This is a genomic window from Aeromicrobium sp. S22, assembly GCF_009661045.1.
Lineage (GTDB): Bacteria > Actinomycetota > Actinomycetes > Propionibacteriales > Nocardioidaceae > Aeromicrobium > Aeromicrobium yanjiei.
Genome location: NZ_WJWV01000003.1, coordinates 340,924 through 362,640 on the forward strand (window position 1 = coordinate 340,924; position 21,717 = coordinate 362,640).

General features: G+C 71.3%; 22 protein-coding genes. 13 read left to right on the top strand and 9 right to left on the bottom strand.

Going from position 1 to position 21,717, the window contains the following annotated elements:
- Nucleotides 1–56 precede the first annotated feature (56 nt).
- Together pstS and GEV27_RS14615 are read right to left on the bottom strand one after the other, a co-directional pair.
- On the bottom strand, nt 57–1,154 hold the full coding sequence (gene pstS, locus GEV27_RS14610) for a phosphate ABC transporter substrate-binding protein PstS (protein WP_309222280.1): 1,098 nt from the start codon (nt 1,152–1,154) through the stop codon (nt 57–59).
- 122 nt (nt 1,155–1,276) lie between these two features.
- Nucleotides 1,277–2,164, bottom strand: a complete 888-nt coding sequence (locus GEV27_RS14615; protein ID WP_153934927.1) for an NUDIX domain-containing protein — start codon at nt 2,162–2,164, stop codon at nt 1,277–1,279.
- A gap of 54 nt (nt 2,165–2,218) precedes the next feature.
- Between GEV27_RS14615 and GEV27_RS14620 the strand changes: the two genes are divergently transcribed.
- Nucleotides 2,219–3,301 carry a hypothetical protein gene (locus GEV27_RS14620; RefSeq protein ID WP_153934928.1) on the top strand — a complete coding sequence of 361 codons (1,083 nt, stop codon included), beginning with the start codon at nt 2,219–2,221 and terminating at the stop codon, nt 3,299–3,301.
- Here the strand turns inward: GEV27_RS14620 and GEV27_RS14625 are convergent.
- Nucleotides 3,298–5,409 carry an RNA degradosome polyphosphate kinase gene (locus GEV27_RS14625; RefSeq protein WP_228765324.1) on the bottom strand — a complete coding sequence of 704 codons (2,112 nt, stop codon included), beginning with the start codon at nt 5,407–5,409 and terminating at the stop codon, nt 3,298–3,300. The two genes, GEV27_RS14620 and GEV27_RS14625, sit on opposite strands and share 4 nt — an antisense overlap.
- A gap of 108 nt (nt 5,410–5,517) precedes the next feature.
- On the opposite strand from GEV27_RS14625, the gene GEV27_RS14630 reads away from it, so the two are divergent.
- Nucleotides 5,518–6,558 (top strand): alpha/beta hydrolase, encoded by a 1,041-nt coding sequence (locus GEV27_RS14630; protein ID WP_153934929.1) that lies wholly within the window; start codon nt 5,518–5,520, stop codon nt 6,556–6,558.
- Nucleotides 6,559–6,742: 184 nt separating this feature from the next.
- Here GEV27_RS14630 and mshD read toward each other — a convergent pair whose 3' ends face one another.
- From mshD to GEV27_RS14645, 3 genes are read right to left on the bottom strand one after another with little or no spacing between them, the layout of a single operon-like run.
- Nucleotides 6,743–7,558, bottom strand: coding sequence for a mycothiol synthase (mshD, locus tag GEV27_RS14635; protein WP_153909484.1), 816 nt, complete (start codon nt 7,556–7,558; stop codon nt 6,743–6,745).
- Nucleotides 7,555–8,979, bottom strand: a complete 1,425-nt coding sequence (locus GEV27_RS14640) for a carboxyl transferase domain-containing protein (RefSeq protein ID WP_153651630.1) — start codon at nt 8,977–8,979, stop codon at nt 7,555–7,557. Before GEV27_RS14640 ends, mshD begins: the two co-directional genes overlap by 4 nt.
- A gap of 12 nt (nt 8,980–8,991) precedes the next feature.
- The gene (locus tag GEV27_RS14645) at nt 8,992–9,705 is read right to left on the bottom strand and encodes a response regulator transcription factor (protein WP_153654931.1); all 714 of its coding nucleotides are present in this window, start codon (nt 9,703–9,705) and stop codon (nt 8,992–8,994) included.
- A gap of 116 nt (nt 9,706–9,821) precedes the next feature.
- Between GEV27_RS14645 and GEV27_RS14650 the strand changes: the two genes are divergently transcribed.
- From GEV27_RS14650 to GEV27_RS14675, 6 genes are all read left to right on the top strand, one after another.
- A complete protein-coding gene (locus tag GEV27_RS14650) occupies nt 9,822–10,115 on the top strand; it encodes a MoaD/ThiS family protein (protein WP_243838867.1) in 294 nt (97 codons plus the stop codon).
- A gap of 24 nt (nt 10,116–10,139) precedes the next feature.
- Nucleotides 10,140–10,946 (top strand): hypothetical protein, encoded by an 807-nt coding sequence (locus GEV27_RS14655; protein WP_153934930.1) that lies wholly within the window; start codon nt 10,140–10,142, stop codon nt 10,944–10,946.
- A 27-nt stretch (nt 10,947–10,973) separates the two neighbouring features.
- Nucleotides 10,974–11,393 (top strand): thioredoxin family protein, encoded by a 420-nt coding sequence (locus GEV27_RS14660; RefSeq protein ID WP_309222281.1) that lies wholly within the window; start codon nt 10,974–10,976, stop codon nt 11,391–11,393.
- A 236-nt stretch (nt 11,394–11,629) separates the two neighbouring features.
- Complete coding sequence (locus GEV27_RS14665) at nt 11,630–12,070, top strand: DUF4395 domain-containing protein (RefSeq protein ID WP_153934931.1); 441 nt, start codon at nt 11,630–11,632, stop codon at nt 12,068–12,070.
- Between the two features lie 63 nt (nt 12,071–12,133).
- Nucleotides 12,134–12,982, top strand: a complete 849-nt coding sequence (locus GEV27_RS14670) for a sulfurtransferase (RefSeq protein WP_153909481.1) — start codon at nt 12,134–12,136, stop codon at nt 12,980–12,982.
- Nucleotides 12,982–13,278: a DUF1416 domain-containing protein gene (locus tag GEV27_RS14675; RefSeq protein ID WP_153651635.1), complete on the top strand. Its 297-nt coding sequence runs from the start codon at nt 12,982–12,984 to the stop codon at nt 13,276–13,278. The genes GEV27_RS14670 and GEV27_RS14675 overlap by 1 nt, the downstream gene beginning before the upstream one ends.
- 62 nt (nt 13,279–13,340) lie before the next feature.
- On the opposite strand, the gene dtd is transcribed toward GEV27_RS14675, so the two are convergent.
- Complete coding sequence (gene dtd / locus GEV27_RS14680; protein WP_153934932.1) at nt 13,341–13,763, bottom strand: D-aminoacyl-tRNA deacylase; 423 nt, start codon at nt 13,761–13,763, stop codon at nt 13,341–13,343.
- A 36-nt stretch (nt 13,764–13,799) separates the two neighbouring features.
- Here dtd and GEV27_RS14685 point away from each other — a divergent pair, with 36 nt between their 5' ends.
- The 5 genes from GEV27_RS14685 to manA all read left to right on the top strand — a co-directional run bounded on the left by GEV27_RS14685 (nt 13,800) and on the right by manA (nt 19,074).
- Complete coding sequence (locus tag GEV27_RS14685) at nt 13,800–14,294, top strand: FABP family protein (protein ID WP_153651637.1); 495 nt, start codon at nt 13,800–13,802, stop codon at nt 14,292–14,294.
- A complete protein-coding gene (locus tag GEV27_RS14690) occupies nt 14,287–15,225 on the top strand; it encodes a glycine cleavage T C-terminal barrel domain-containing protein (protein WP_309222282.1) in 939 nt (312 codons plus the stop codon). Before GEV27_RS14685 ends, GEV27_RS14690 begins: the two co-directional genes overlap by 8 nt.
- Nucleotides 15,222–15,770 (top strand): low molecular weight phosphatase family protein, encoded by a 549-nt coding sequence (locus tag GEV27_RS14695; protein ID WP_153651639.1) that lies wholly within the window; start codon nt 15,222–15,224, stop codon nt 15,768–15,770. The genes GEV27_RS14690 and GEV27_RS14695 overlap by 4 nt, the downstream gene beginning before the upstream one ends.
- 166 nt (nt 15,771–15,936) lie before the next feature.
- Nucleotides 15,937–17,751, top strand: coding sequence for a DEAD/DEAH box helicase (locus GEV27_RS14700; RefSeq protein WP_153934934.1), 1,815 nt, complete (start codon nt 15,937–15,939; stop codon nt 17,749–17,751).
- A gap of 57 nt (nt 17,752–17,808) precedes the next feature.
- Nucleotides 17,809–19,074 carry a mannose-6-phosphate isomerase, class I gene (manA, locus tag GEV27_RS14705; protein WP_153934935.1) on the top strand — a complete coding sequence of 422 codons (1,266 nt, stop codon included), beginning with the start codon at nt 17,809–17,811 and terminating at the stop codon, nt 19,072–19,074.
- 2 nt (nt 19,075–19,076) lie between these two features.
- On the opposite strand, the gene GEV27_RS14710 is transcribed toward manA, so the two are convergent.
- Together GEV27_RS14710 and GEV27_RS14715 are read right to left on the bottom strand one after the other, a co-directional pair.
- Nucleotides 19,077–20,159 (bottom strand): mannose-1-phosphate guanylyltransferase, encoded by a 1,083-nt coding sequence (locus tag GEV27_RS14710; RefSeq protein WP_153934936.1) that lies wholly within the window; start codon nt 20,157–20,159, stop codon nt 19,077–19,079.
- Nucleotides 20,160–20,187: 28 nt separating this feature from the next.
- Complete coding sequence (locus tag GEV27_RS14715) at nt 20,188–21,693, bottom strand: fibronectin type III domain-containing protein (RefSeq protein ID WP_153934937.1); 1,506 nt, start codon at nt 21,691–21,693, stop codon at nt 20,188–20,190.
- Nucleotides 21,694–21,717 lie beyond the last annotated feature (24 nt).

A 21,717-nucleotide genomic window follows, 5' to 3' on the forward strand; every position in this document is an offset into this window, starting at 1 on the left:
TTCGGATGGTGATGCGGGTGCTGCCGCCCGGCCACGAGGGCCGGGCGGCAGCGGGATCAGGCGGCGGAGATCGTCTCGACCGCGGCCTGCACCTTGGTGGCGAAGTCGCCGGAGAGCGGTGCCGATCCGGCACTCTCCGCGGCGGCGGTCTGTCCCTCGGAGCTGACGACGTACGACAGCCAGGCCTTCACGAGCTCGGCCTGCTTGGCGTCCGGGTAGGTCTGGCACGCGATCTGGTAGGACACGAGGACGATCGGGTAGACGCCCGGCTCCTCGGTCTTGCGATCGATGTCGACCGCGAGGTCGGTCTTGCTGCGGCCCTCGACCGGCGCTGCGGTGTCGAGCGTCTTGGCCGCGGCCTCGGGCGTCGGCGCGATGAAGTCGTCGCCGACCTTCACGTTGGCCTTGCCGAGCTCGCCGGCCTGGCTCTCGTCGGCGTAGCCGATCGTGCCGTTGCCGCCCGAGACGGCCGCGACGACGCCCGAGGTGCCCTCGGCAGCCTCGCCGCCCTTGATCGGCCACGTCTCGACGGTCCCGCCGGTCCAGCTGCCGTCCGAGGCGGCCTCGAGGTAGTTGGTGAAGTTCTTCGTGGTGCCCGAGTCGTCCGAGCGGTGCACGGCCGTGATCTTGGTGTCGGGCAGGTCGACGCCGGGGTTGTCGGCCTTGATCGCGTCGTCGTCCCACGTCGTGATCGTGCCCTCGAAGATCGCGCCGATGGTCTTGGCCGACAGGTTGAGCTCCTTCACGCCGTCGAGCTTGTAGATGACCGCGATGGGGCTGACGTACACCGGGACCTCGACGACGTCGCTCCCGCACTTCTTCTCCGCGGCCGCGACCTCCTCGTCCTCGAGGTACGAGTCGCTGCCGGCGAAGGCGACACCACCGGCGATGAACTGCTCACGTCCGCCGCCCGAGCCGACCGGGTCGTAGTTGACCGTGGCGCCGCTGTTCGCGGTCTGGAACTGCTTCTTCCAGGCGGCGATGGCCGCCTCCTGCGACGTCGCTCCGGCGCCGTTGAGCGTCCCGGAGACGCCGTCACCGCCGGACGTGTCACTACCGCCGTCCGATTCGTTCGCGGCACCGCAGGCGCTGAGGCCGAGGGCGATGGCGAGCATGGCCGCGGGGGCGGCGATGCGCAGTTTGGTGCGGTTCACGGGGGTCCCTCTCTGGGATCAGATTGTGCTTACCCCGTGAAGGTAGGCAGCCCAGGTGTATCGATCGCGGGCCGTTGGTGAACGGCCGGTGAACGATGACGGAACGGTGGGCAGCAGTCCCGTCAGGCCAGCAGCTCGGTGGCGTGGACGAGGCCCTTGCGGTGGTGCACCACGACGCCCTGGCCGGGGGCGAGCTCGACCGGGTCGATGCCGAGCGCCTCGAAGACCCACGGCAGGGTCGGCCGGTGGCTGCACAGGGCGACGGGCTTCTTGCGGTCCAGGATCGCCGCGACCGAGCGCTGCACCTGAGCGGCGCGGGTGTCCTCTGACAGGCGGTCGTCGATCTCCAGGAACGTGTCGATCGAGTGGGCGTACGGCTCGACGGTCTGGGCGCAGCGCACTGCGGGGCTGCTCACGATGCGCCGGACGCCGTACGCGCCGAGGACCGGGACGAGCGCCTTGGCGCGGGTCAGACCGGCGGCGGTGAGGGGGCGCTCGAGCTCCTCGATCCCGGACGACCGGGGGACGGCCTTGCCGTGGCGCAGCACGACGAGCGTGCGGGTCCGGTGCGCCTGGGCCTCGCGCAGCGCACGGAAGGTCTCGAGCAGCTCGACGTCGTGCTGGTACGTCAGCAGCCCCCGGGCGTCCCGCACGCTCACCCACCGGATCTGGTCGACCTCCTTGTTGGGGGTGAACCGGTCGGAGTCGTCCGGGCCGACGACTCGTGCGCACCAGTAGGCGACGCGCTTGGTGCCGTCGCTGATCGGGTAGGAGATCTCCTGCAGGGGGTGGCCGAGACGGACGCGGACGCCGGCCTCCTCGCCGATCTCGCGGACCGCTGTCGTCTGCAGCGCCTCGCCCGGGTCGGTCTTGCCCTTCGGGAAGGTCCAGTCGTCGTACGAGGGCCGGTGCACGACCAGCAGCTCGACGCGCGGGTCGGGGCGGGCAGATCCGGGCCGGTTGCGCCACACGATGCCACCGGCTGCCGTCGTGATCCGTTCACTTGCCATGGTGCGTATTGTCCCCCGAAGAAGTGGCCAGCAGGTGAAGGAGGTGTTGACGCGGTGAAACGTCGTCCCACCGTGCGTCTCGTGCTCGCGCCACTGCTGGTCATCGCCGTCGCCGTCACCGCAGGGTGGCTCGTCGACGAGCGGAGCGCCGCCGATCCCCGCCCGCCCCTTGCCTCGGCCCTCGACGTGCTGCCGTCCGCGACGGTCGTGGCCGGTTTCACCGACTGGTCGGCGATCCGTCGCGACCTCGGGCTGGGAGACGCCTCGACGGCGGCCGCTCGGTCCCGGATGGGCGACGACGCCGCGCTGCGCGACCTGTCGACGCGGTCGGTGCTGGCGGAGTCCGTCGAGCCGATGCACGCGTCGTACGGCTGGTCCGTGGCCGACCTGGAGTGGGAGTCGTACGGGCAGGCCGCCGGCGGCGCGGCGATGGTGGCCCGCACGTCGTCGCGGGTCTCGTTCGCCGACGTCGAGAAGCGGCTCCGGGCGCTCGGCTACACCCGCGACGGGGCGGTGTGGACGCTCGGCGACGAGGGCCGGGTCAGGGTCGGGCCCGCCCTCGCCTCGGCACTCGGTGCGATTGCCCTGCTCCCGAGCCGGCGGCTCGTGGTCGCGACGAGCAGTGCGGCGTACGCGCCGGTGGTGCTCGCCACGATCCGGGGCGACGAGCCCTCGCTGCTCGCGAGGCGTCCGGTCGCCGACATCGCCGGACAGCTGTCGGGGTCCGCCAGTGCGCTGGTGCAGGCGCAGCAGGAGGCGTGCCGGTCGACGGCCGTCGGCGAGGGCGACCCGGACGTCGCGGCCCAGGCGGACGCGGCGGTGGCCCGCACGGGCGGGCTGGCGGCGCCGCGTTATGCGGGCCGGGGGCTCGTGGACGGCCCGCGCAGGCAGCACATCCGGTTCGCCTGGGCGTACGCCTCACCGCGAGTGGCCGCCCAGCAGCTGGAGACCCGCACGTCCTTGGCGACGGGACCGTTCATCGGTCGGTCCGGCCGCGTGGAGGACTCGCTCGACCTCGTCTCGGCCACGGTGCGCGGGAGCGCCGCGGCGTTGCGGTTCGACCTCGATCCCGACCGCGGCGCGTACATGTCGGGCGAGGGACCGCTGCTCTTCGCGGCCTGCCCGGCCTCGCGCTAGGCCTGGCGGGAGCGGCGCGCGCGGGCGCGCGCGATGAGCTCGGCCTGCAGGTCCGACGTGCCGACGTGCCGTGTCCAGGTGCCGTCGCCCGCGAGGTGCCATGACGTCGTGGACGGGTCGACGGATCGCGCGAGCAGCTCGCCGAGGGCCTCGGTGTGCGCCTCGGTCGGGACCCGGACGAGCACCTCGACCCGGCGATCGAGGTTGCGGTGCATGAGATCGGCCGAGCCGATCCACGCCTGGGGCTCGCCGCCGCCCGCGAACCAGTAGACGCGGCTGTGCTCGAGGAACCGGCCGAGGATGCTGTGCACCCGGATGTTGTCGCTGAGCCCCGGGACGCCGGGACGCAACGTGCAGATCCCGCGGATGACGAGGTCGACCGGCACCCCTGCCCGGGACGCCTCGTAGAGCTTGTCGGTGACCGCCTCGTCGACCAGCGAGTTGATCTTGATCCGGATCCCGGCGGGGCGGCCAGCGCGGTGGTGCGCGATCTCGGCGTCGATGCGCTCCAGGATGCCGAGGCGCAGGCCGGCCGGGGCGACCATGAGGCGCTGGTAGGAGAAGTCCTGGGCGAATCCCGACAGGTTGTTGAACAGGTCCGTCAGGTCGTGGGTGATCTCGGGGTCCGAGGTCAGCAGGCCGAAGTCCTCGTACAGGCGCGCGGTCTTGGGGTTGTAGTTGCCGGTGCCGATGTGCGCGTAGCGGCGTAGACCGTCCGGCTCGTCGCGGATGACCAGCGCGAGCTTGCAGTGGGTCTTGAGTCCGACGAGTCCGTACACGACGTGACAGCCGGCCCGCTCGAGCTTGCGTGCCCAGCGGATGTTGGCCTGCTCGTCGAAGCGGGCCTTGATCTCGACCAGGACCAGCACCTGCTTGCCCGCGCGGGCGGCATCGATCAGCGAGTCGATGATGGGGGAGTCGCCGGACGTGCGATAGAGCGTCTGCTTGATCGCCAGCACCCGGGGATCGGCCGCCGCCTGCTCGATGAACCGCTGGACGCTGGTGGCGAACGAGTCGTAGGGGTGGTGGACCAGCACGTCGCGCTTGCGCAGTGCGCTGAACAGGTCGGCGGGCTTGGAGGTCTCGACCTCGGCCAGGTGCTGGTGGGTGCCGGGGACGAACGGCTCGTAGTGGAGCTCGGGGCGGTCCAGGTCGGCGATCTCGTGGAGGCTGCGCAGGTCGAGCGGGCCCTGCAGGCGTACGACCTCCTCGGGCCGGATGCCGAGCTCGGAGACCAGCAGGTCGAGCACCTCCGGGTCGATGGACCGCTCGACCTCGAGGCGTACGGGCGGGCCGAACTTGCGCCGCAGGAGCTCCTGCTCGAGCGCCTTGAGCAGGTTCTCGGCGTCGTCCTCCTCGACCTCCAGGTCCTCGTTGCGGGTCACCCGGAAGGCGTGGTGGGCGATGACCTCCATGCCTGGGAAGAGCAGGTCCAGGTGGGCCGCGATGACCTCCTCGAGGGGCACGAAGCGTCCGGGATCGGCCTCCATCCAGCGGTTGATGATCGGCGGGACCTTGACGCGCGCGAAGTGGTCCTTGCCGGTGTCGGGGTTGCGCATCACGAGCGCGAGGTTGAGCGAGAGCCCCGAGATGTACGGGAACGGGTGGGCCGGGTCGACTGCGAGCGGGGTGAGGACCGGGAACACCCGGTTGCGGTACGTCGCGCTGATCTGCTCCTGCTCGTCGGGGCGCAGCGCGTCCCAGTGCAGCAGGTGGATGCCCTCCGCGGCCAGAGCCGGGACGAGATGGTCGTGATAGGTGTCGGCCTGCTGGATCAGCAGCTCCTGGCTCGCGGCGAGGCTGCGCGAGAGGACCTCACGGGGGTTGAGGCCGCTCGCAGCGGGGACTGCGACGCCGGCGGCGATGCGCCGCTTCAGACCGGCGATGCGCACCATGAAGAACTCGTCGAGGTTGCTCGCGAAGATGGCCGTGAAGCGTACGCGCTCCAGCAGGGGCAGGCTCTCGTCCTGCGCGAGCTCCAGGACCCGGGCGTTGAACGCGATCCACGAGAGCTCGCGGTCCAGGAAGCGGTCAGGGGGGAGCGTGCTGTCGGCCGGGTCGAACGGCGGGTCGACGTCGAACTCGTCCGGCGAGGCCGGGTCCTCCAGGTCAGCGACCGCGATGTCGTGTGTGTCCACCTGTCCAGAGTGGCAGATCAACGTGAACGCGGCCTGAACAAGGACCGCGCGGACCTCTTCAGGCACTAGCGTGACCGCATGGCACTCGTTCCCCAGCTCATCGGCGCCGCGCGGGGTGCCTCCGCCCGCGCTCTGATGCAGCTGCCGCGTCCCGCGATCGCTCGTCTGGCGGGCCCGCCCGTCGTCGTCAACGGCCGTACGCTCGACCCCGAGATGCAGCTGCTGCTTCGCCTTCAGCGACTCGAGGGACCGGCGGCCGAGTCCGTCGCGATCAGCCGGGGGCGCCGGATCATCGTGTCCTCGTCGAGGCTTGCGGGCGGCAACCAGCCGATCGGCGCCATCACGGATCGCACGATCGACGGTCCCGGCGGCCCGCTGGGCCTGCGCTTCTACACCCCGCGCGGGCTGACCGGGCGGGCGCCGGCGCTCGTGTTCTTCCATGGCGGCGGCTGGATCTACGGCGACCTCGAGAGCCACGACGCGACGTGCCGGTTCCTGGCGGAGGAGGCGCAGGTGCGGGTCGTCGCGGTCGACTACCGCCTGGCCCCGGAGGCGCCGTTCCCGGCCGCGGTCGACGACGTCCTGGCGGCGTGGAGCTGGATCGTGGAGCACGCGCCGGGGCTGGGCATCGATCCCGACCGCATCGCGGTCGGCGGCGACAGCGCGGGCGGCAATCTCGCCGCGGTGGTCGCGCAGCAGACCGCTGGCTCCGCGAGCGCTCCGGCGTTCCAGCTGCTGATCTATCCGGTGACGGACTTCCTCAACCGGGCCCCCAGCCGCACCACGTACGCCGAGGGCTTCTTCCTCACCAAGGCGTTCATGGACCTCGCGGAGGAGAACTACCTCGTGGGTGGGGAGGACAGGTCCGATCCTCGCCTCTCGCCGCTCTACGGAGACGTCTCCGGCGTCGCACCGGCGTACGTCGTGACGGCGGGCTTCGACCCGCTGCTCGACGAGGGTGATTCGTACGCCGAGAAGCTGCGCGACGCCGGGGTCCCGGTCGAGCACGTCCGCGAGGACGGTCTGATCCACGGCTTCGTCAACATGGTCGCGATCGGCCGCACCGCACCCAAGGCCGTCCGCCGCGCCGCCGCAGCCCTCCAGCGCGGCCTCTCCTGACCCACCCCAACGCTGACGCGCGCCTCCGGGACGCCGAGGGGAGGCTCCGGGTCGCCGGTCCGCATACGGGAGCCGCGCTTCAGCGGACGGGAGGCGCGCCTCAGCGCACCGGGGCCGCGCGTCAGCGGACGGGGGCCGCGCGTCAGCGGACGGGGGCCGCGCGTCAGCGGACGGGAGGCGCGCGTCAGCGGTGGGTGGAGTAGAGGACGTCCTTCTTGTGGTCGCGGAAGCCGAGGTTGCGGTAGACCTTGAGCGCGGGGGCGTTGTCACCCTCGACGTAGAGGTCGACGACGGGCAGGCCCTGCTCGTGCAGGTGCCGCAGTCCCCGGGCCGTCAACGCCGTGCCGAGACCGCCGCCCTGGGCGTCGGGGTCGATGCCGACGACGTAGACCTCGCCGATCCCGTCCTCGACCTTGGTCCAGTGGAAGCCGATGACGCGGCCGTCGCGCTCGGCCACGAAGAGGCCCGCGGGATCAAACCAGTCCGAGGCCATCCGGCGGTCCAGGTCGGCCCGGTCCATGGCCCCCTGCTCGGGGTGGTGTGCGAACGCCCGCGCGTTGACGGACAGGATCGCCTCGGCGTCGTCGGGTCGGTACGTCCGCAGGGTGACGCCGTCGATCTCGCGCTCGGGGGCCGGCGGGCCGTCGAACGTCAGGCGCAGCACGAGCAGCTCGCGAGCGACCGTGAGTCCTGCGGACGCGGCGAGCGCCTGCGCGCCAGGCAGATCGCCGTGCGCCCAGAACTTCTCCTCGCCGTCGGCCACGAGCTCGTCGAGGATGCGGCGTCCGATGCCCTCGCGACGCCGATCGGGGTCGACGACGATCTCGACCGGGGCGTCGCCGACCGCGTACGCCGCGCCGACGATCGCACCGGACCGGTCGGACTGCTGCACCAGCACCCGGGCCCGGGCGCCCTCGCGCAGCGCGAAGAGGCTCGCCTCGTTGAACGGCGCGACGCCGTCGGCCTGCGTCGCCCGCTCGGCCAGGTCCAGGAGGCTCATCGGGACCTCAGTGCCACGAGCTGCGCGCCGATCTCGGCGGCCATCGCCCGGGCGAACGCCTCGGGGGTGTCGCCGGCCGGCTCGGGGACGATGTGGTGCACCGTGCCATTGTGCAGCAGGTCGAGGGCGCCGACCCGCTGGGCCGCTGCCATCTCGGCCGCGTGCTCGAGATCGCCGTGCACGATCGCGCTGGCCCCCTCGGGCGGCAGCGGCGACAGCCATGCGTTCTCCGCCGCGATCACGACGTCCGCCGGCAGCAGCGCGAGCGCTCCGCCGCCGCACCCCTGGCCGAGCAGGACCGAGACCGTCGGCACGGTCATCGTCGACATCCAGCTGATGCAGCGCGCGATCTCACCCGCGATCGCGCCCTGCTCGGCCTCGGGCGACAGCTCTGCTCCCGGGGTGTCGATGAACGAGACGAGGGGCAGCCGCAGCTCGTTGGCCAGCCGCATCCCGCGGCGGGCCTCGCGAAGGGCCGCCGGGCCCATCGGCTTGAACCGGGTCTGCGTCGTGCGGTCCTGACCGATCACGACGCACGGCTGACCGTCGATGCGGGCGAGGGCCACGATCATCGCGCTGTCGCGCTCGCCCTTCTCGGTGCCCTGGAGGCGCACGGTCGCGTCGCTGCCGTAGCGGAGCACCTCGCGCACGCCCGCGCGGCGGGGGCCGCGGGTGATCTGGATCGACTCCCACGCGGAGCGCTCGTGCCGGACCTCGGCGGTCCGGAGCTCACGCGTGCGCCGCGTCGGTGGATCGACCAGCAGGCTCAGGGCCCGGTCGACCAGCAGCGGCAGCTCGTCGGGCAGCACCACGGCGTCGATGATCCCGCGGTCGGCGAGGTTCTCGGCGACCTGCACGCCGGGAGGGAAGGGCTTGCCCTCCATGATCTCGTAGACCTTGGGGCCGAGGAAGCCGATGAGCGCACCCGGCTCCGCGATCGTGATGTGGGCCAGCGAGCCCCACGAGGCGAACACTCCGCCGGTCGTGGGGTGGCGCAGGTAGATCAGGTACGGCAGTCCGGCCGCGCGGTGGTCCATGATCGCGCGGGTGATGTCGACCATGTGGACGAACGCCGGGGTGCCCTCCTGCATGCGCGTCCCGCCGGACGCCGTCGTGGCCAGGACCGGGATGCCCTCGGCCGTCGCCCGGCGCACCGCCGCGACGATGCGCAGCGCCGAGGCCCGGCCGATCGAGCCGGCCAGAAAGCGGAACTCGTTGACGACGACCGCGACCGGCCGCCCGCGCATGAGGCCCCGTCCGGTCAGCACCGACTCGTCGGTGCCGGCGCGCTCGGCCGCGGCGCGGAGCTCCTGCTGGTACGTCGGGTCGAGACGGCTGTGGTCGACGGGCTCGTCCCACGACTCGAACGATCCTTCGTCGAGGACGAGGTCGAGGAGTCCTTGGGCAGTCAGATGGGCCATGCGCCCACCCTCTCAGGCCGTGACGTCGGCGCTGTCGCGAGCAGGCTCGGACTTGGTCGCGACGAAGCGGTACCCGACGTTGCGCACGGTGCCGATGAGCGTCTCGTTGTCGGTCCCGAGCTTCGCGCGCAGGCGGCGCACGTGGACGTCGACCGTGCGGGTGCCGCCGAAGTAGTCGTAGCCCCACACCTCCTGCAGCAGCTGCTGGCGGGTGAAGACCCGTCCGGGGTGCTGCGCGAGGAACTTGAGCAGCTCGAACTCCTTGAACGTCAGGTCGAGCGTGCGGTTCTCGAGCTTCGCGGTGTACGTCGCGTCGTCGACGACCAGGCCGCTGGAGGAGATGACGTGGCTCTCGTTGTCGCCGACCGAGCTGGCGGCGATGCGGCCGACGCCGAGGCGCAGGCGGGCCTCGAGCTCGGCGGGGCCGGCCGTCGTGAGGATGACGTCGTCCATGCCCCAGTCGGAGGCGGCCACGGCCAGGCCGCCCTCGGTGAGGATGAGGATCAGCGGGCACTCGACACCGGTGGTGCGGATGACCCGGGTCAGGCTGCGGACCTGCGCGAGGTCGTGGCGCCCGTCGACCAGCACCGCGTCACACGGTGGTGCGTCCAGCAGGGCGCTCGCCTCGGCGGGGAGGATCTTGACGTGGTGGGGCAGCAGCGCGAGCGCGGGCAGCACCTCGACGGACGATTGCGTGCTCTTGGTGAGCAGGAGCAGGTGGGACATGGCGTCGGCCTCCGGTGCTGCGATTCGTGCGGCAAGCATGCTTGCACAGTGTGCAGATATGCGAAGAGGCCATGGTGAATCACCGTGGCCTCGTTGCATGCACGAGAATACGACATGTGTCCGATCAATTGCCACAAGATGACGCGAATGAGAATGACGTCACAGTTCGCTACTGGGCCGCTGCGCGCTCGGCCGCAGGCGTCGCCGAGGAGACTGTCGCCGCCCTGACGCTGGCCGAGCTGCTCGACGAGATCAGCCGCCGGCACCGCGACCGGGACCGGTTCGACGACGTCATCTCGATCTGCTCGATCCTCGTCGGCGAGACGCCGGTGGGGGCCAAGGATCCTGCCCAGGTCGATCTCCCGCGCGGGGTCCACGTGGAGTTCCTGCCGCCGTTCGCGGGCGGCTGACCGCTCGACTGGCATCATGCGGGGGTGCCCAGACTCGGATCCACGCTGTTCTCCGTCGCCCTCGTCGGAGTCATCACGCTGGCGGCGTACACCGACCCGTGGGTCCTGGGCGCAGCGCTGCTCCTGGTGCAGGTCATGATCGGGGCCGCCCCGGGCATCTTCGACGCGACGCACCGCTCGATCCCGTCGCCTCGCTTCGTCCCGGTCGTGGTGGCCGGCGTCGTCGCGACGGTCCTGACGCTCGAGCCCGATCTGCTGTCCGGCGCGGCCGGCACCTCGCCCGACGTGGTGGGCGCGACCAGCACCGGCATGGTGGGGGGCGTCCTCCCGGCCGTCGCCGCCGCCCTGCTCGTGGCGCTGGTGGCCCAGATGCTGCGGCGCGACGGGCGTACGCACCTGGTCCAGTCCGTCGGCTACGCCGTGCTGTTGGCGGTCGTGGCCGCCCTCGCGTCCGGATGGGTCAGCGCGGTGGACTCGGTCGACGGGCCCGAGGTGGTCGCGGTCGGTGCTGCGGGCGTCGCGGGCGGTCTCCTCGCCTGGACGTTGCCGGTCGACCGGTGGATCTGCCTGAGCCTCGCGACGCTGGCCGGCGCAGGAGCGGGCGCGGCGGTCGCGGCGGTCGTCGACTCCTCCATGACGGTCTACTTCGGCGTCGTCGTCGGTCCCGCCGTGGCCCTCGCGGCCGTGCTGGGACAGATCGTCGGCCGGGCGATCGCCCGTGGCCGCGCCCACGCCGCGGCGAGCTGGGGATTCCCCGGCGCCATGGCCGTCGCCCTCGCGGCACCGCTGGTCTACGTCGGCGGCCAGCTCCTGACGCTGCCCAACCTCTGAGCCGTCCCCGCGGCGTACGCTGTCACGGTGATCGGAGTCGTCGTCCTGCTCGTCTCCGTCGTGGTCGCGGCCGCCGCAGCGCTGGCGATGCGATGGAAGAACGGCCGGTTCTCGCAGGTCGCTGACGATCGCGAGGTCATGACGCCCGACCAGATCGGCGCACCGCTCGGCGAGCGCGCCACGCTGGTGCAGTTCTCGAGTGCGTTCTGCAGCCCGTGTCGGGCGACGCGCGTCCTGCTGGCCGACATCGCCTCGAAGGTCGACGGGGTCACCACGGTGGAGATCGACGCCGAGGAGCACCTCGACCTGGTGCGGGAGATGGGCATCATGCGCACCCCCACCGTCCTGGTGCTGGACGCCCGCGGTGCCGTGACGACACGCGCCTCCGGCCTCCCGCGTCGCGAGCAGGTGATGGCGGCGCTCGACCGTGCCGTCGACGCTCGATAGAAGCTCCGGCGTCTCGGCATACGGGACACATGTCCACATGGTGGAATCGATGCGGGTGTTCGGCGACCGGTGCCTCTACTGTGGAGCCATGTTCCGGACGACACACCTGACGCGCCGACGTGCAGTGGACAACTGCCGTACGCGCTCGTCGCTGTGTCGCGCGCGCTGATCTCGACGCCCATCAGCCAGGGCACACCTGCACGTCCAGGTCGTGCCGTCCCGTTCGCAGGAGCATCATGTCCCAGCCCCTCCAGGTGGACCCACGTGGTCTGCGGGTCGTCGCCGGCATCACGGCGGCGGTCCTCGCGGCGGTGCTGCTGATCCCTGCGGAGCCCGTGCGCACCGTGCTGCTCGCGGTCCAGGTCGTGGTGTTCGCGCTGGCCGCGTTCGTGGGCCTCGGTGCCTCGCCCTACGCGGTGCTGTACCGGCGGCTCGTGCTGCCACGCATCGGCCCGCCGCTCGTGCGGGAGGACGCCCGTCCGCCGCGCTTCGCGCAGGTCGTGGGCCTGACCTTCACCGGCGTCGCCCTCGTCGCACTGCTGGCGGGAGCGACGACCCTGTCCCTCGTCGCGACGGGCCTCGCGCTCGTCGCGGCCCTGCTCAACGCAGTCGTGGGCCTGTGCCTCGGCTGCGAGATGTACCTCGCGCTGCGCCGGCTCGCGCCGGTCGGCGCCTGAACCACCACTCAACCACTTCACGAACGTCCAACCAACGCCCGCTCGGGCACAACGGAGGTAAGCATGAGCCGCGAATCCGCGCTCGTCACAGCAGACTGGGTCGAGGAGCACCTGAACGACCCGAAGATCGTCCTGGTCGAGGTCGACGAGGACGCCGAGGCGTACGACAAGGGGCACATCCCCGGTGCCGTCAAGCTCGACTGGAAGAAGGACCTCCAGGACGGCGTGCGTCACGACTTCGTCACCAAGGAGAAGCTCGAGGAGCTCTTGTCCGCCAAGGGCATCGCCAACGACGACACGCTCGTCTTCTACGGCGGCAACAACAACTGGTTCGCGGCCTACGCCTACTGGTACCTCAAGTACTACGGCCACGAGAACCTGCGCCTGCTCGACGGCGGCCGCAAGAAGTGGGAGCTGGACTCGCGTGAGCTGACGACCGACGTCGCCGAGCGCCCGGCCACGACCTACACCGCGAAGGAGGCGGACACCTCGATCCGCGCCTACCGCGACGAGGTCATCGAGGCGATCGGCACCAAGAACCTGATCGACGTGCGCAGCCCCGACGAGTTCGCCGGCCGCCTGCTGGCCCCCGCGCACCTGCCGCAGGAGGCCGCCCAGATCGGCGGTCACATCCCCACGGCCGGCAACGTGCCGTGGAGCAAGGCCGCCAACGACGACGGGACGTTCCGCAGCGACGAGGAGCTCAAGGCCCTCTACGCGGACGCGGGTCTCGAGGACGGCAAGGACACGATCGCGTACTGCCGCATCGGCGAGCGCAGCTCGCACACCTGGTTCGTGCTCAAGGAGATCCTGGGCCTCGAGAACGTCAAGAACTACGACGGCTCGTGGAGCGAGTACGGGTCCCTTCGTGGCGTCCCCGTCGCGCTCGGCGACGAGCCGGGTGTCGCCTGATGTGCGGCGCAGTCAAGGGCGGCCCCTCCCTCGAGGGCGTCGACGTGGCGAACCAGGCCGTGATCCAGGGTGTCGTCACGCGTGACGGCCAGCCGGTCGGCAACGCGTACGTGCGTCTGCTCGACCGCACGGGTGAGTTCACCGCCGAGGTCCCGACCTCGGCCACGGGCCAGTTCCGCTTCTTCGCCGGCCCCGGCGAGTGGACCCTGCGCACGCTGGCTCCCAAGGCGGTCTCGGTCGACAACACGGTGACGGCCGCCAAGGGCGTCGTCGCGGAGGTCGCGGTCGCGGTCTGAGCCACGACAGCACGACAGCGAGGTGTGCCCGGCTCCGGTCGGGCGCACCTCGCTGTCGTTGCTCACATCTCGAGGATCAGTGTCGTCGGGCCGTCGTTGACCAGCGAGATCTGCATGTCCGCGCCGAAGACCCCCTCCGCCACGGTCGCGCCGAGTCGCCGCAGGGCGGCGCAGAACTCGTCGTAGAGCGGCTCGGCGACCGGCCCGGGTGCGGCGGCCGTCCAGCTGGGGCGCCGCCCCTTGCGCGCATCGCCGTAGAGGGTGAACTGGCTGACGACCAGGATGCCCGCGTCGAGGTCGGCGGCGGACTGCTCGTCCTGCATGATGCGCAGCCCCCAGATCTTGGCCGCGAGCCGCCCGGCCACCTCGGCGGTGTCGTCGTGGGTGACCCCGAGCAGGACCATGAGCCCCGGACCGATCTCGCCCACCGTCTCGCCCGCGACGTCGACCTGGGCACGTGTGACTCGCTGCACGACGGCTCTCATGCGTCGAGCGTAGCCGCGCCCAGTAGACTGGAATCCATGCCGTTCGAGATCCCGTCCGACCTCCACCCCGACCTCATGCCTGTGGTGTGGTTGCTCGGCAACTGGCACGGCAACGGCCAGGGCGACTACCCCACGATCGAGCCGTTCTCGTACGAGCAGGACGTCGTGTTCGCGCACGACACCCGGCCGTTCCTGCACTACTTCAGCCGCACGTGGATCACCGACGAGGCGGGGGAGCGGTTGCGTCCCGGAGCCATCGAGACGGGCTTCCTGCGTCCGGCCGGCGGCAATCAGCTCGAGCTCGTCCTCGCTCACCCCACCGGCTACGCCGAGGTCTGGTACGGAGAGGTGGACGGGCCGCGGATCACGTTGGCGACCGATCTGGTCGCTCGCACGTCCACGGCCAAGGAGTACACCGCTGGACAGCGCATGTACGGGCTGGTCGAGGGCGACCTGATGTACGCGCAGGACATGGCTGCCGAGGGCCAGGAGATGCAGTCGCACCTGTGGGGGCGGCTCAAGCGTGTCTGACAGCAGCCCACTCCTCGCCCTGCCCGGTGCCGTGCCCGGTGACGCACCGGACGGCGGCGTCGCGGCCCACTACGGCGCGATCTCGGCCGAGCAGCGCCGCCTCGTGCAGGGCGGCACGTTCGTGGACCTCTCGCACCGCGACGTCGTCACGATCAGCGGCCCCGACCGGCTGACCTGGCTGCACTCCCTGACGACACAGTTCCTCGAGGGTCTCGCGCCAGGCACCCCGACCGAGGTCCTGCTGCTGACCCCGCAGGGCCGGATCGAGCACGCCTTCTCGGGCGTGGACGACGGCGAGACCTTCTGGGCGCACACCGAGCCCGGCGCGGGTGCGGCGCTCGTGGAGTTCCTCGACCGCATGCGCTTCATGCTGCGCGTCGAGGTGGCCCTCGTCTCCCACGAGTGGTCCGTCATCGGGCTGCCCGGCCTGGCCTGGCGGATCGTGCCCCGCGCCTCGCTCCCCGACCTGCCGGACGAGCTCGGCGACCCGGTCGGCATGTGGGCCTGGGAGGCCCTGCGCATCGAGGCCGGACGCGTCCGGGTGGGTCTGGACACCGACGACCGCACGATCCCCAACGAGGCGGGTCTGCTCGGCGTCGCGGTGCACCTCGACAAGGGTTGCTACCGCGGCCAGGAGACCGTCGCGCGCGTCCACACCCTCGGCCGGCCGCCCCGCCGGCTCGTGCGCCTGCACCTCGACGGCTCGGTCGACCACCTCCCCCCGCACGGCTCGGACGTCCTGCTGGACGGTGTCCGCGTCGGCTTCGTCGGCACCGCCGCACGGCACCACGAGCTCGGCCCGATCGCCTTGGCGATGATCAAGCGCAACGTCGACGTGGCCGCGACGCTCGAGGCCGACGGGGTGGCCGCGTCCCAAGAGGTGCTGGTTGACCCGGAGGCCGGGCTGCACGTCAGGCCGGTGCTGTCATGAGCGCCCCCCGGTTCGGCATCCTCGCCGTCTGCACGGCCAACATCTGCCGCTCCCCGATGATGGAGATGCTGCTGCAGGCCCAGCTCGACGACTCGCGCTACGAGGTCGCGAGCGCCGGCGTCCAGGGCTGGGACCGCAAGCCGATGGACGCGTCCGCGGCGGCCGAGCTCGAGCGCCTCGGCCACTCCGCGGAGGGATTTCGCTCCCACCCGATCGGCTCCTACCTCGTGGACTCCGCCGACCTGATCCTGACCGCGACCCGGACCCACCGCTCCGACGTCCTCGGCCTAAGCCCGCAGGCCCTGCGCCGCAGCTTCACCCTCGTCGAGTTCGCTGCGCTGAGCGGCATCGTGACGGCCGACAGCCCGCGCGAGCTCGTCGCACAGGCTGCGCAGCAGCGCAGCCTCGCGCCGGCCGAGATCGACATCGGCGACCCCTACCGCCGGGGCCCCGAGGTGCACCGCGCGATCGCGGACCAGATCGCGGAGGCGGTCGCGACGATCAGCACCCGGCTCAACGCCCTGGTCACCGCCGACAGCCACTGAGTCCGATCACACGTCCCGTGAGTTTCGCCCCAGCGGCGCGGGACCGATATCGTGGGGTCGAGCGCGTACGTTTCCTCCCGCGACCTGGGCATGCATTTGGGGCTGTCGATCGGTCTGACGGGACTCTCGACCGATCCGGTCCCGCGCCGTCTACCCAGGAGAATGCATGACATCCGACCTTACCGTCGACACGCCCACCTTCGCCGATCTCGGCCTCATCGACACCCTCGTCGAGCGCCTCGGCTCGCTCGGGTACGAGACGCCGACCCCGATCCAGTCCCGCGCGATCCCCACCCTGCTCGAGGGCAAGGACGTCGTGGGTCTCGCGCAGACGGGCACCGGCAAGACGGCCGCCTTCGCGCTGCCGATCCTGCAGAAGATCGACCCGAAGAACAGCAAGACGCAGGCCATCGTCCTCGCGCCGACCCGTGAGCTCGCGCTCCAGGTGTGCGAGGCCATCACGACGTACGCGGTCAACCTCCCGGGCATCCGGGTCCTGCCGGTCTACGGAGGACAGGGCTACGGCTTCCAGCTGCAGGGCCTGCAGCGCGGCGCGCACATCGTGGTCGGCACCCCCGGCCGCGTCATCGACCACCTGGAGCGGGGCAGCCTCGACCTGACTGCGCTGGAGTTCCTCGTGCTCGACGAGGCCGACGAGATGCTCAACATGGGCTTCGCCGAGGACGTCGAGCGCATCCTCGCGGACACCCCGGAGTACAAGCAGGTCGCCCTGTTCTCGGCGACCATGCCCAAGATGATCCGCAGCCTGGCCAAGAAGTACCTCCACGACCCGGTCGACATCGCGACGCCCAAGGCGACGACGTCGACGACCACGGTCCGCCAGCGCTGGATCCAGGTCTCCCACCACCACAAGGTCGATGCCCTGACGCGTCTGCTCGAGGTCGAGACCGGCGACGGCATGATCGTGTTCGTCCGCACCAAGTCGGCCACCGAGGAGCTCGCCGAGAAGCTGCGCGCCCGCGGCTACACCGCGGCAGCCCTCAACGGCGACCTGGTTCAGGCCCAGCGCGAGCGCACGGTCTCGCAGCTCAAGTCCGGGCAGATCGACATCATCGTCGCGACCGACGTCGCGGCCCGTGGCCTGGACGTCGAGCGCATCACGCACGTCGTCAACTACGACATCCCGCACGACACCGAGGCGTACGTCCACCGCATCGGTCGCACGGGCCGCGCCGGCCGCACGGGCGAGGCGATCCTGTTCGTCACCCCCCGCGAGCGCCGCATGCTCTCGGCGATCGAGAAGGTCTCGGGCCGCCCCGTCGAGGAGATGTCCGTCCCGTCCGCCGAAGAGGTCAACGAGCGTCGCGCGGGCCGCTTCGCCCAGGCGATCACCTCGAGCATGGGCTCGCCGCAGTTCCACGCGTTCCGCTCGCTCGTCGAGGAGTACGCGAGCGAGAACGACGTGTCGATGACCGACGTCGCAGCAGCCCTTGCGGTCATGAGCCAGACGGACAAGGAGTTCTTCCTGCGTCCCGATCCGCCCAAGAAGCCCGCACGCGAGCGCGATCGCGACTTCGAGCCCCGCAAGAAGCCCGCAGGCTTCGATCGCAGCGACCGGCTCCCCGCCGAGGGCGCTGCGGTCTACCGCGTCGCGGTCGGCAAGCGCCACAAGATCGGCCCGTCCGCGATCGTCGGTGCGCTGGCCAACGAGGGCAGCCTCAAGCGCTCGGACTTCGGCAAGATCACGATCGGCCAGGACCACACGCTCGTGGAGCTCCCGGCGGACCTGCCGGACGCCGTCTTCGAGGCGCTGGCCAACACCCGCATCTCGGGCAAGCTGATCGACCTGCAGCCCGACAGCGGGCCGCCGATCCGCCGCACCCGCGAGGACCGCAAGGGCAACCCGCCCCCGAAGAGGTCGCACGAGAACCGGCCCTACCCGTCCAAGGCGCCGGACAAGGGTTCGTACGAGTCGAAGGGATCGAGCGGCAAGCCCGCTCGGAAGCCGCGGCACAAGTGAGGCTTCACCACTAGACTGGCTGGGCCCCACCGACCCCTTCCCTCACAAAGGTCGCCCATGTATCTGCTGGACAACGCCTCGCGGCGCTACCACTGGGGCTCCACCTCTGACATCCCGCAGTTCCTCGGGGAGTCGCCGGACGGCTCGCCGCTGGCCGAGATCTGGATGGGAACGCATCCGCTGGGGCCGTCGACCCTCGACACGCCCGAGCGGGTCCCGCTCGCGGAGGTCTCCGGGGAGCTGCCGTTCCTGTTCAAGATCCTGGCGGCCGACCGGCCGCTGTCCCTGCAGGTGCACCCCAGCCAGGCGATGGCCCAGGCCGGCTACGCCGACGAGGACTCCGCCGGGGTCCCGCTCGACGCACCTGAGCGGACGTACCGCGATCCGCACCACAAGCCCGAGATGGCGTACGCGCTGACGACCTTCGACACGCTCGTGGGATTCCGGCCGACCGCCGAGATCCTGCGGGTGCTGCACGGCATCGACACGCCGCTGGCGCGCAGCCTGGGTGAGGACCTTCGCGCGTCCCCGGGCTTCCGCGGGATCATCCGGCTCGTCGAGCGGCTGCTGACCGAGGGCATCGGTGCGGACGAGATCACGGCGGTCGTCGAGGCGTGCCGCGAGCTCGTGAACGCGGGCATCGACGTCAAGCGGGCGTACGTCACGGCGGTCGAGATCGCCGAGCACTATCCCGACGACGTCGGCGTGATCATCTCGCTGACCCTCAACCGGCTGACGCTGCAGCCCGGTGAGGCAGCGTTCCTGGGCGCCGGCATCATCCACGCGCACCTCAAGGGGATGTGCCTGGAGATCATGGCCGCCTCCGACAACGTGCTGCGCGCCGGTCTGACCACCAAGCCGCTCAACCCCGCGGGCCTCGTCAAGTGCCTCGAGCGCGGCATGTCGCGGCTCGCGCGCGTGACGCCCGAGCCCTTCGGCTTCTCGACCGACATCTTCAACCCCGACGTGCGCGAGTTCGCGCTCGCGGTCACCCAGTCGTCCAAGGCCGAGCCCGAGGGCGTCCTGCTGCCTCCCGCACCGCACCGCATCGTGGTGTGCACGGGCGGCGAGGTCGAGCTCGTCAACGGTGCGGGGGACCACCTCAAGCTCGCGCGTGGCGACTCGATGTACGCCGGTCCGGACGACGGTGACGTGCGGGTGCTGGGCACCGGAGAGGTCGCCCAGGCCTACACCCCCGACCCGGACGCGCCGACGGCCGAGCTCGTCGACCTGGTGCTGCCGGGCGGCGAGCGCCGGGTGCGTCGTGGTCGTCGCATGGACGGGTCCGGCCAGGCCGAGCAGGTCGACGGGCCGGCCACCTAGGACTACACGAGGTCGGTGCGGCCGCGCTCCTTGAGCTCGGCGACCACGTCCTTGACCCGCTGGGCGTGCGCGCGGGTCGTCACGAGCAGCGCGTCGGCGGTCCGCACGACGACCACGTCGACGAGACCGACGACGGCGATCGTCGTGTGGTCCGCCGCGATCGCCAGACCGCTCGCGTCGACCCAGACGGTGTCGGGGGACGAGCCGGTGCCGACGTCCTGGAGCGCGGCGAAGTCGCCCACGTCGTCCCAGCCGAACGTTCCGGGCACCACGGCCATGCCACCCTCGAGGGACACCGGCTCGGCGACTGCGTGATCGATCGCGATCTTGGTCAGGCGCGGCCACGTGGCCTCGAGGACGTCCTGCTGTCGGTCGCCTCCCCAGGCACGGGCGATCTCCGCGAGTCCCTGGTGCAGTCCGGGCTGGAGCCGCGCGAGGTGACCGAGCAGCACGTCGGTGCGGGTCACGAACATGCCGCCGTTCCAGCTGTGCGCGCCGCCTGCGACGTACGCCGCCGCGGTCTCGGCGTCGGGCTTCTCCACGAAGGCGGCGACGGCCTGCGCGGACGGCGCCCCGGGGACGTCGAGCTGCCGGCCTGACTCGATGTAGCCGAATGCGGTCGACGGACCGGTCGGTGCGATGCCGATCGTGGTGATCAGGCCCGTGCCGGCGACGGCGACGGCCTGCGTGATCGCGGCCGCGAACGCCTCCTGGCCCTCGATCACGTGGTCCGCGGCGAACGAGCCGATGATGGCGTCCGGGTCCGATGCGCCGATCACCGCGGCCGCAAGCCCGATCGCGGGCATGGAGTCCCGGGGCGAGGGCTCGACCAGCAGACCGGTCAGCTCGGGCAGCTGCTCGCAGATGGCGTCGGCGTGCGCGGCGCCGGTGACGACGTGGATGCGCTCGGCCGGCACCAGCTCGCGCAGGCGGTCCCAGGTCTGCTGGAGCAGGGAGCGCCCCGAGCCGTCGAGGTCGAGCAGGAACTTGGGCCGCCCGGCCCGCGACAGTGGCCAGAGCCGGGTGCCGGCGCCTCCGGCGGGGATCACGGCGTGGAACGAGTCGAGGCTGTCCGGCGGGGTCATGGCGTCCTTCGTGTCACGGGGGCAGGGGTCACGGGGTGAGCTCGCCGACGGTCGTCGTCGGGGTGGGGTCGCCGAGCGACGCCTTCGCGGCGTCGAGGGCGACCACGGCGCTGAGCAGGTTGTGGTCGGAGGTGACGGGTCTGGCGTAGCTGCCGCCGTCGAGCCGGACCAGCTGGGCCCACGACTCGACGTCGAAGTCCTTCGAGACCCAGATGTGGTCGACGTGGGCGCCGGCCGCGAGGAGCGTGGTCGCGAACGTGTGGCTCGTGCTGATGCGGCCGTTCGTCACGTCCTTGGTCTGCAGGAACGAGTTGGCGAACCCCGCCGCCCGCATCTTCACTCCCGGGGCATCGGCGGCGCGGTGGGTGCCGGAGTTGAAGTCGCCCGCATAGATCATGGGGGTGCCGGTGTCGTTGATCTGCGCCATCCGGCCGAGCATCACGTCCATCTCGCGCGACCGCTTCGCATTGGCGTCCGCGCTCTTGCCGTTCTCGAGGTGCACGTCGACGAAGTAGAACGTGCGTCCGGTGTCGCGGGTCCGGAACTTCGCCCAGGTGGTGTCGCGCCCGTCGCCGATCGGGAAGCTGCCGCCGCTGATCTGCTCGAACAGGGCCGGTCGATAGAAGATGTAGCGCGCCCGGGCACCTCCCTCGGCCCGCACGAAGCCCTGCGAGCCGCCCGTGAAGATCGCGTTGGTCGTCGCGCCGACGCGCTCGCCACCGGCCTCCTGCAGGCCGAAGATGTCGATCTTGTTGGCGTTGATGAACGAGGCCATGATGCGGGCCCGGCTCGGGTAGGCCGAGCACTTCTCCGAGCACACGTTCCAGGTGCCGACGCGGAACGACGACTCGCGCACACCGGTCGTGAACGTCACGGGCTTGGTGAAGGCGCCCACCTGGTCGCCGTTGACGGCGCGGACCCTGATCCAGTAGTCGGTGTCGGGGCGCAGTCCATTGGTGATGAACGTCCGGCCGGTGCCGAGCGTGCGCACCGTCGTGGCCTTCTTGGTGAAGCGCTTGTCGCGCGCGATCGACACGTCGAACTGTCGCGCGTTCGGCGTCCTGCGCCAGGTGGCCTTGATGCCTCCGGGGGTCACGGTGGTCACCTTGAGGCGGCGGACCGGGGCCGGCTTGAGCCGGAACCGGGCGATGCGCGAGGAACGAACCTTGCCGTCCTTGATCGCGTCGACGCGGTAGTACTGGTCGACGCCCGGGACCGCGGCCCGGACGTCCGAGAGGGTGAGCGTGGTGCGCCGCCGGTCGTCCCGTGCCTTGACCTTGGCCGTCACGGCGCGGGTCAGCGCGCGGTCGGGACCGACCCGGACGACGTACTCCTCGGCGTTGTCGGATCCGCGCCAGTCGAGCTCGACGCTGGTCGGCGTGAGGGGCTTGGCGGTCAGGCCCGTCGGCGCCTCGAGTCTCTCCTGCTCCGCGTACGTCCTCGACAGGCCGACGCCGAGCGCGCCGACCACCGCGAGGCACAGCAGCACGATCAGCAGCCGTCGAGGTCCGCGCCGCGTGCGCCGTCCGGCCACGCGCTTCGGGGAGGATCGCCCGGG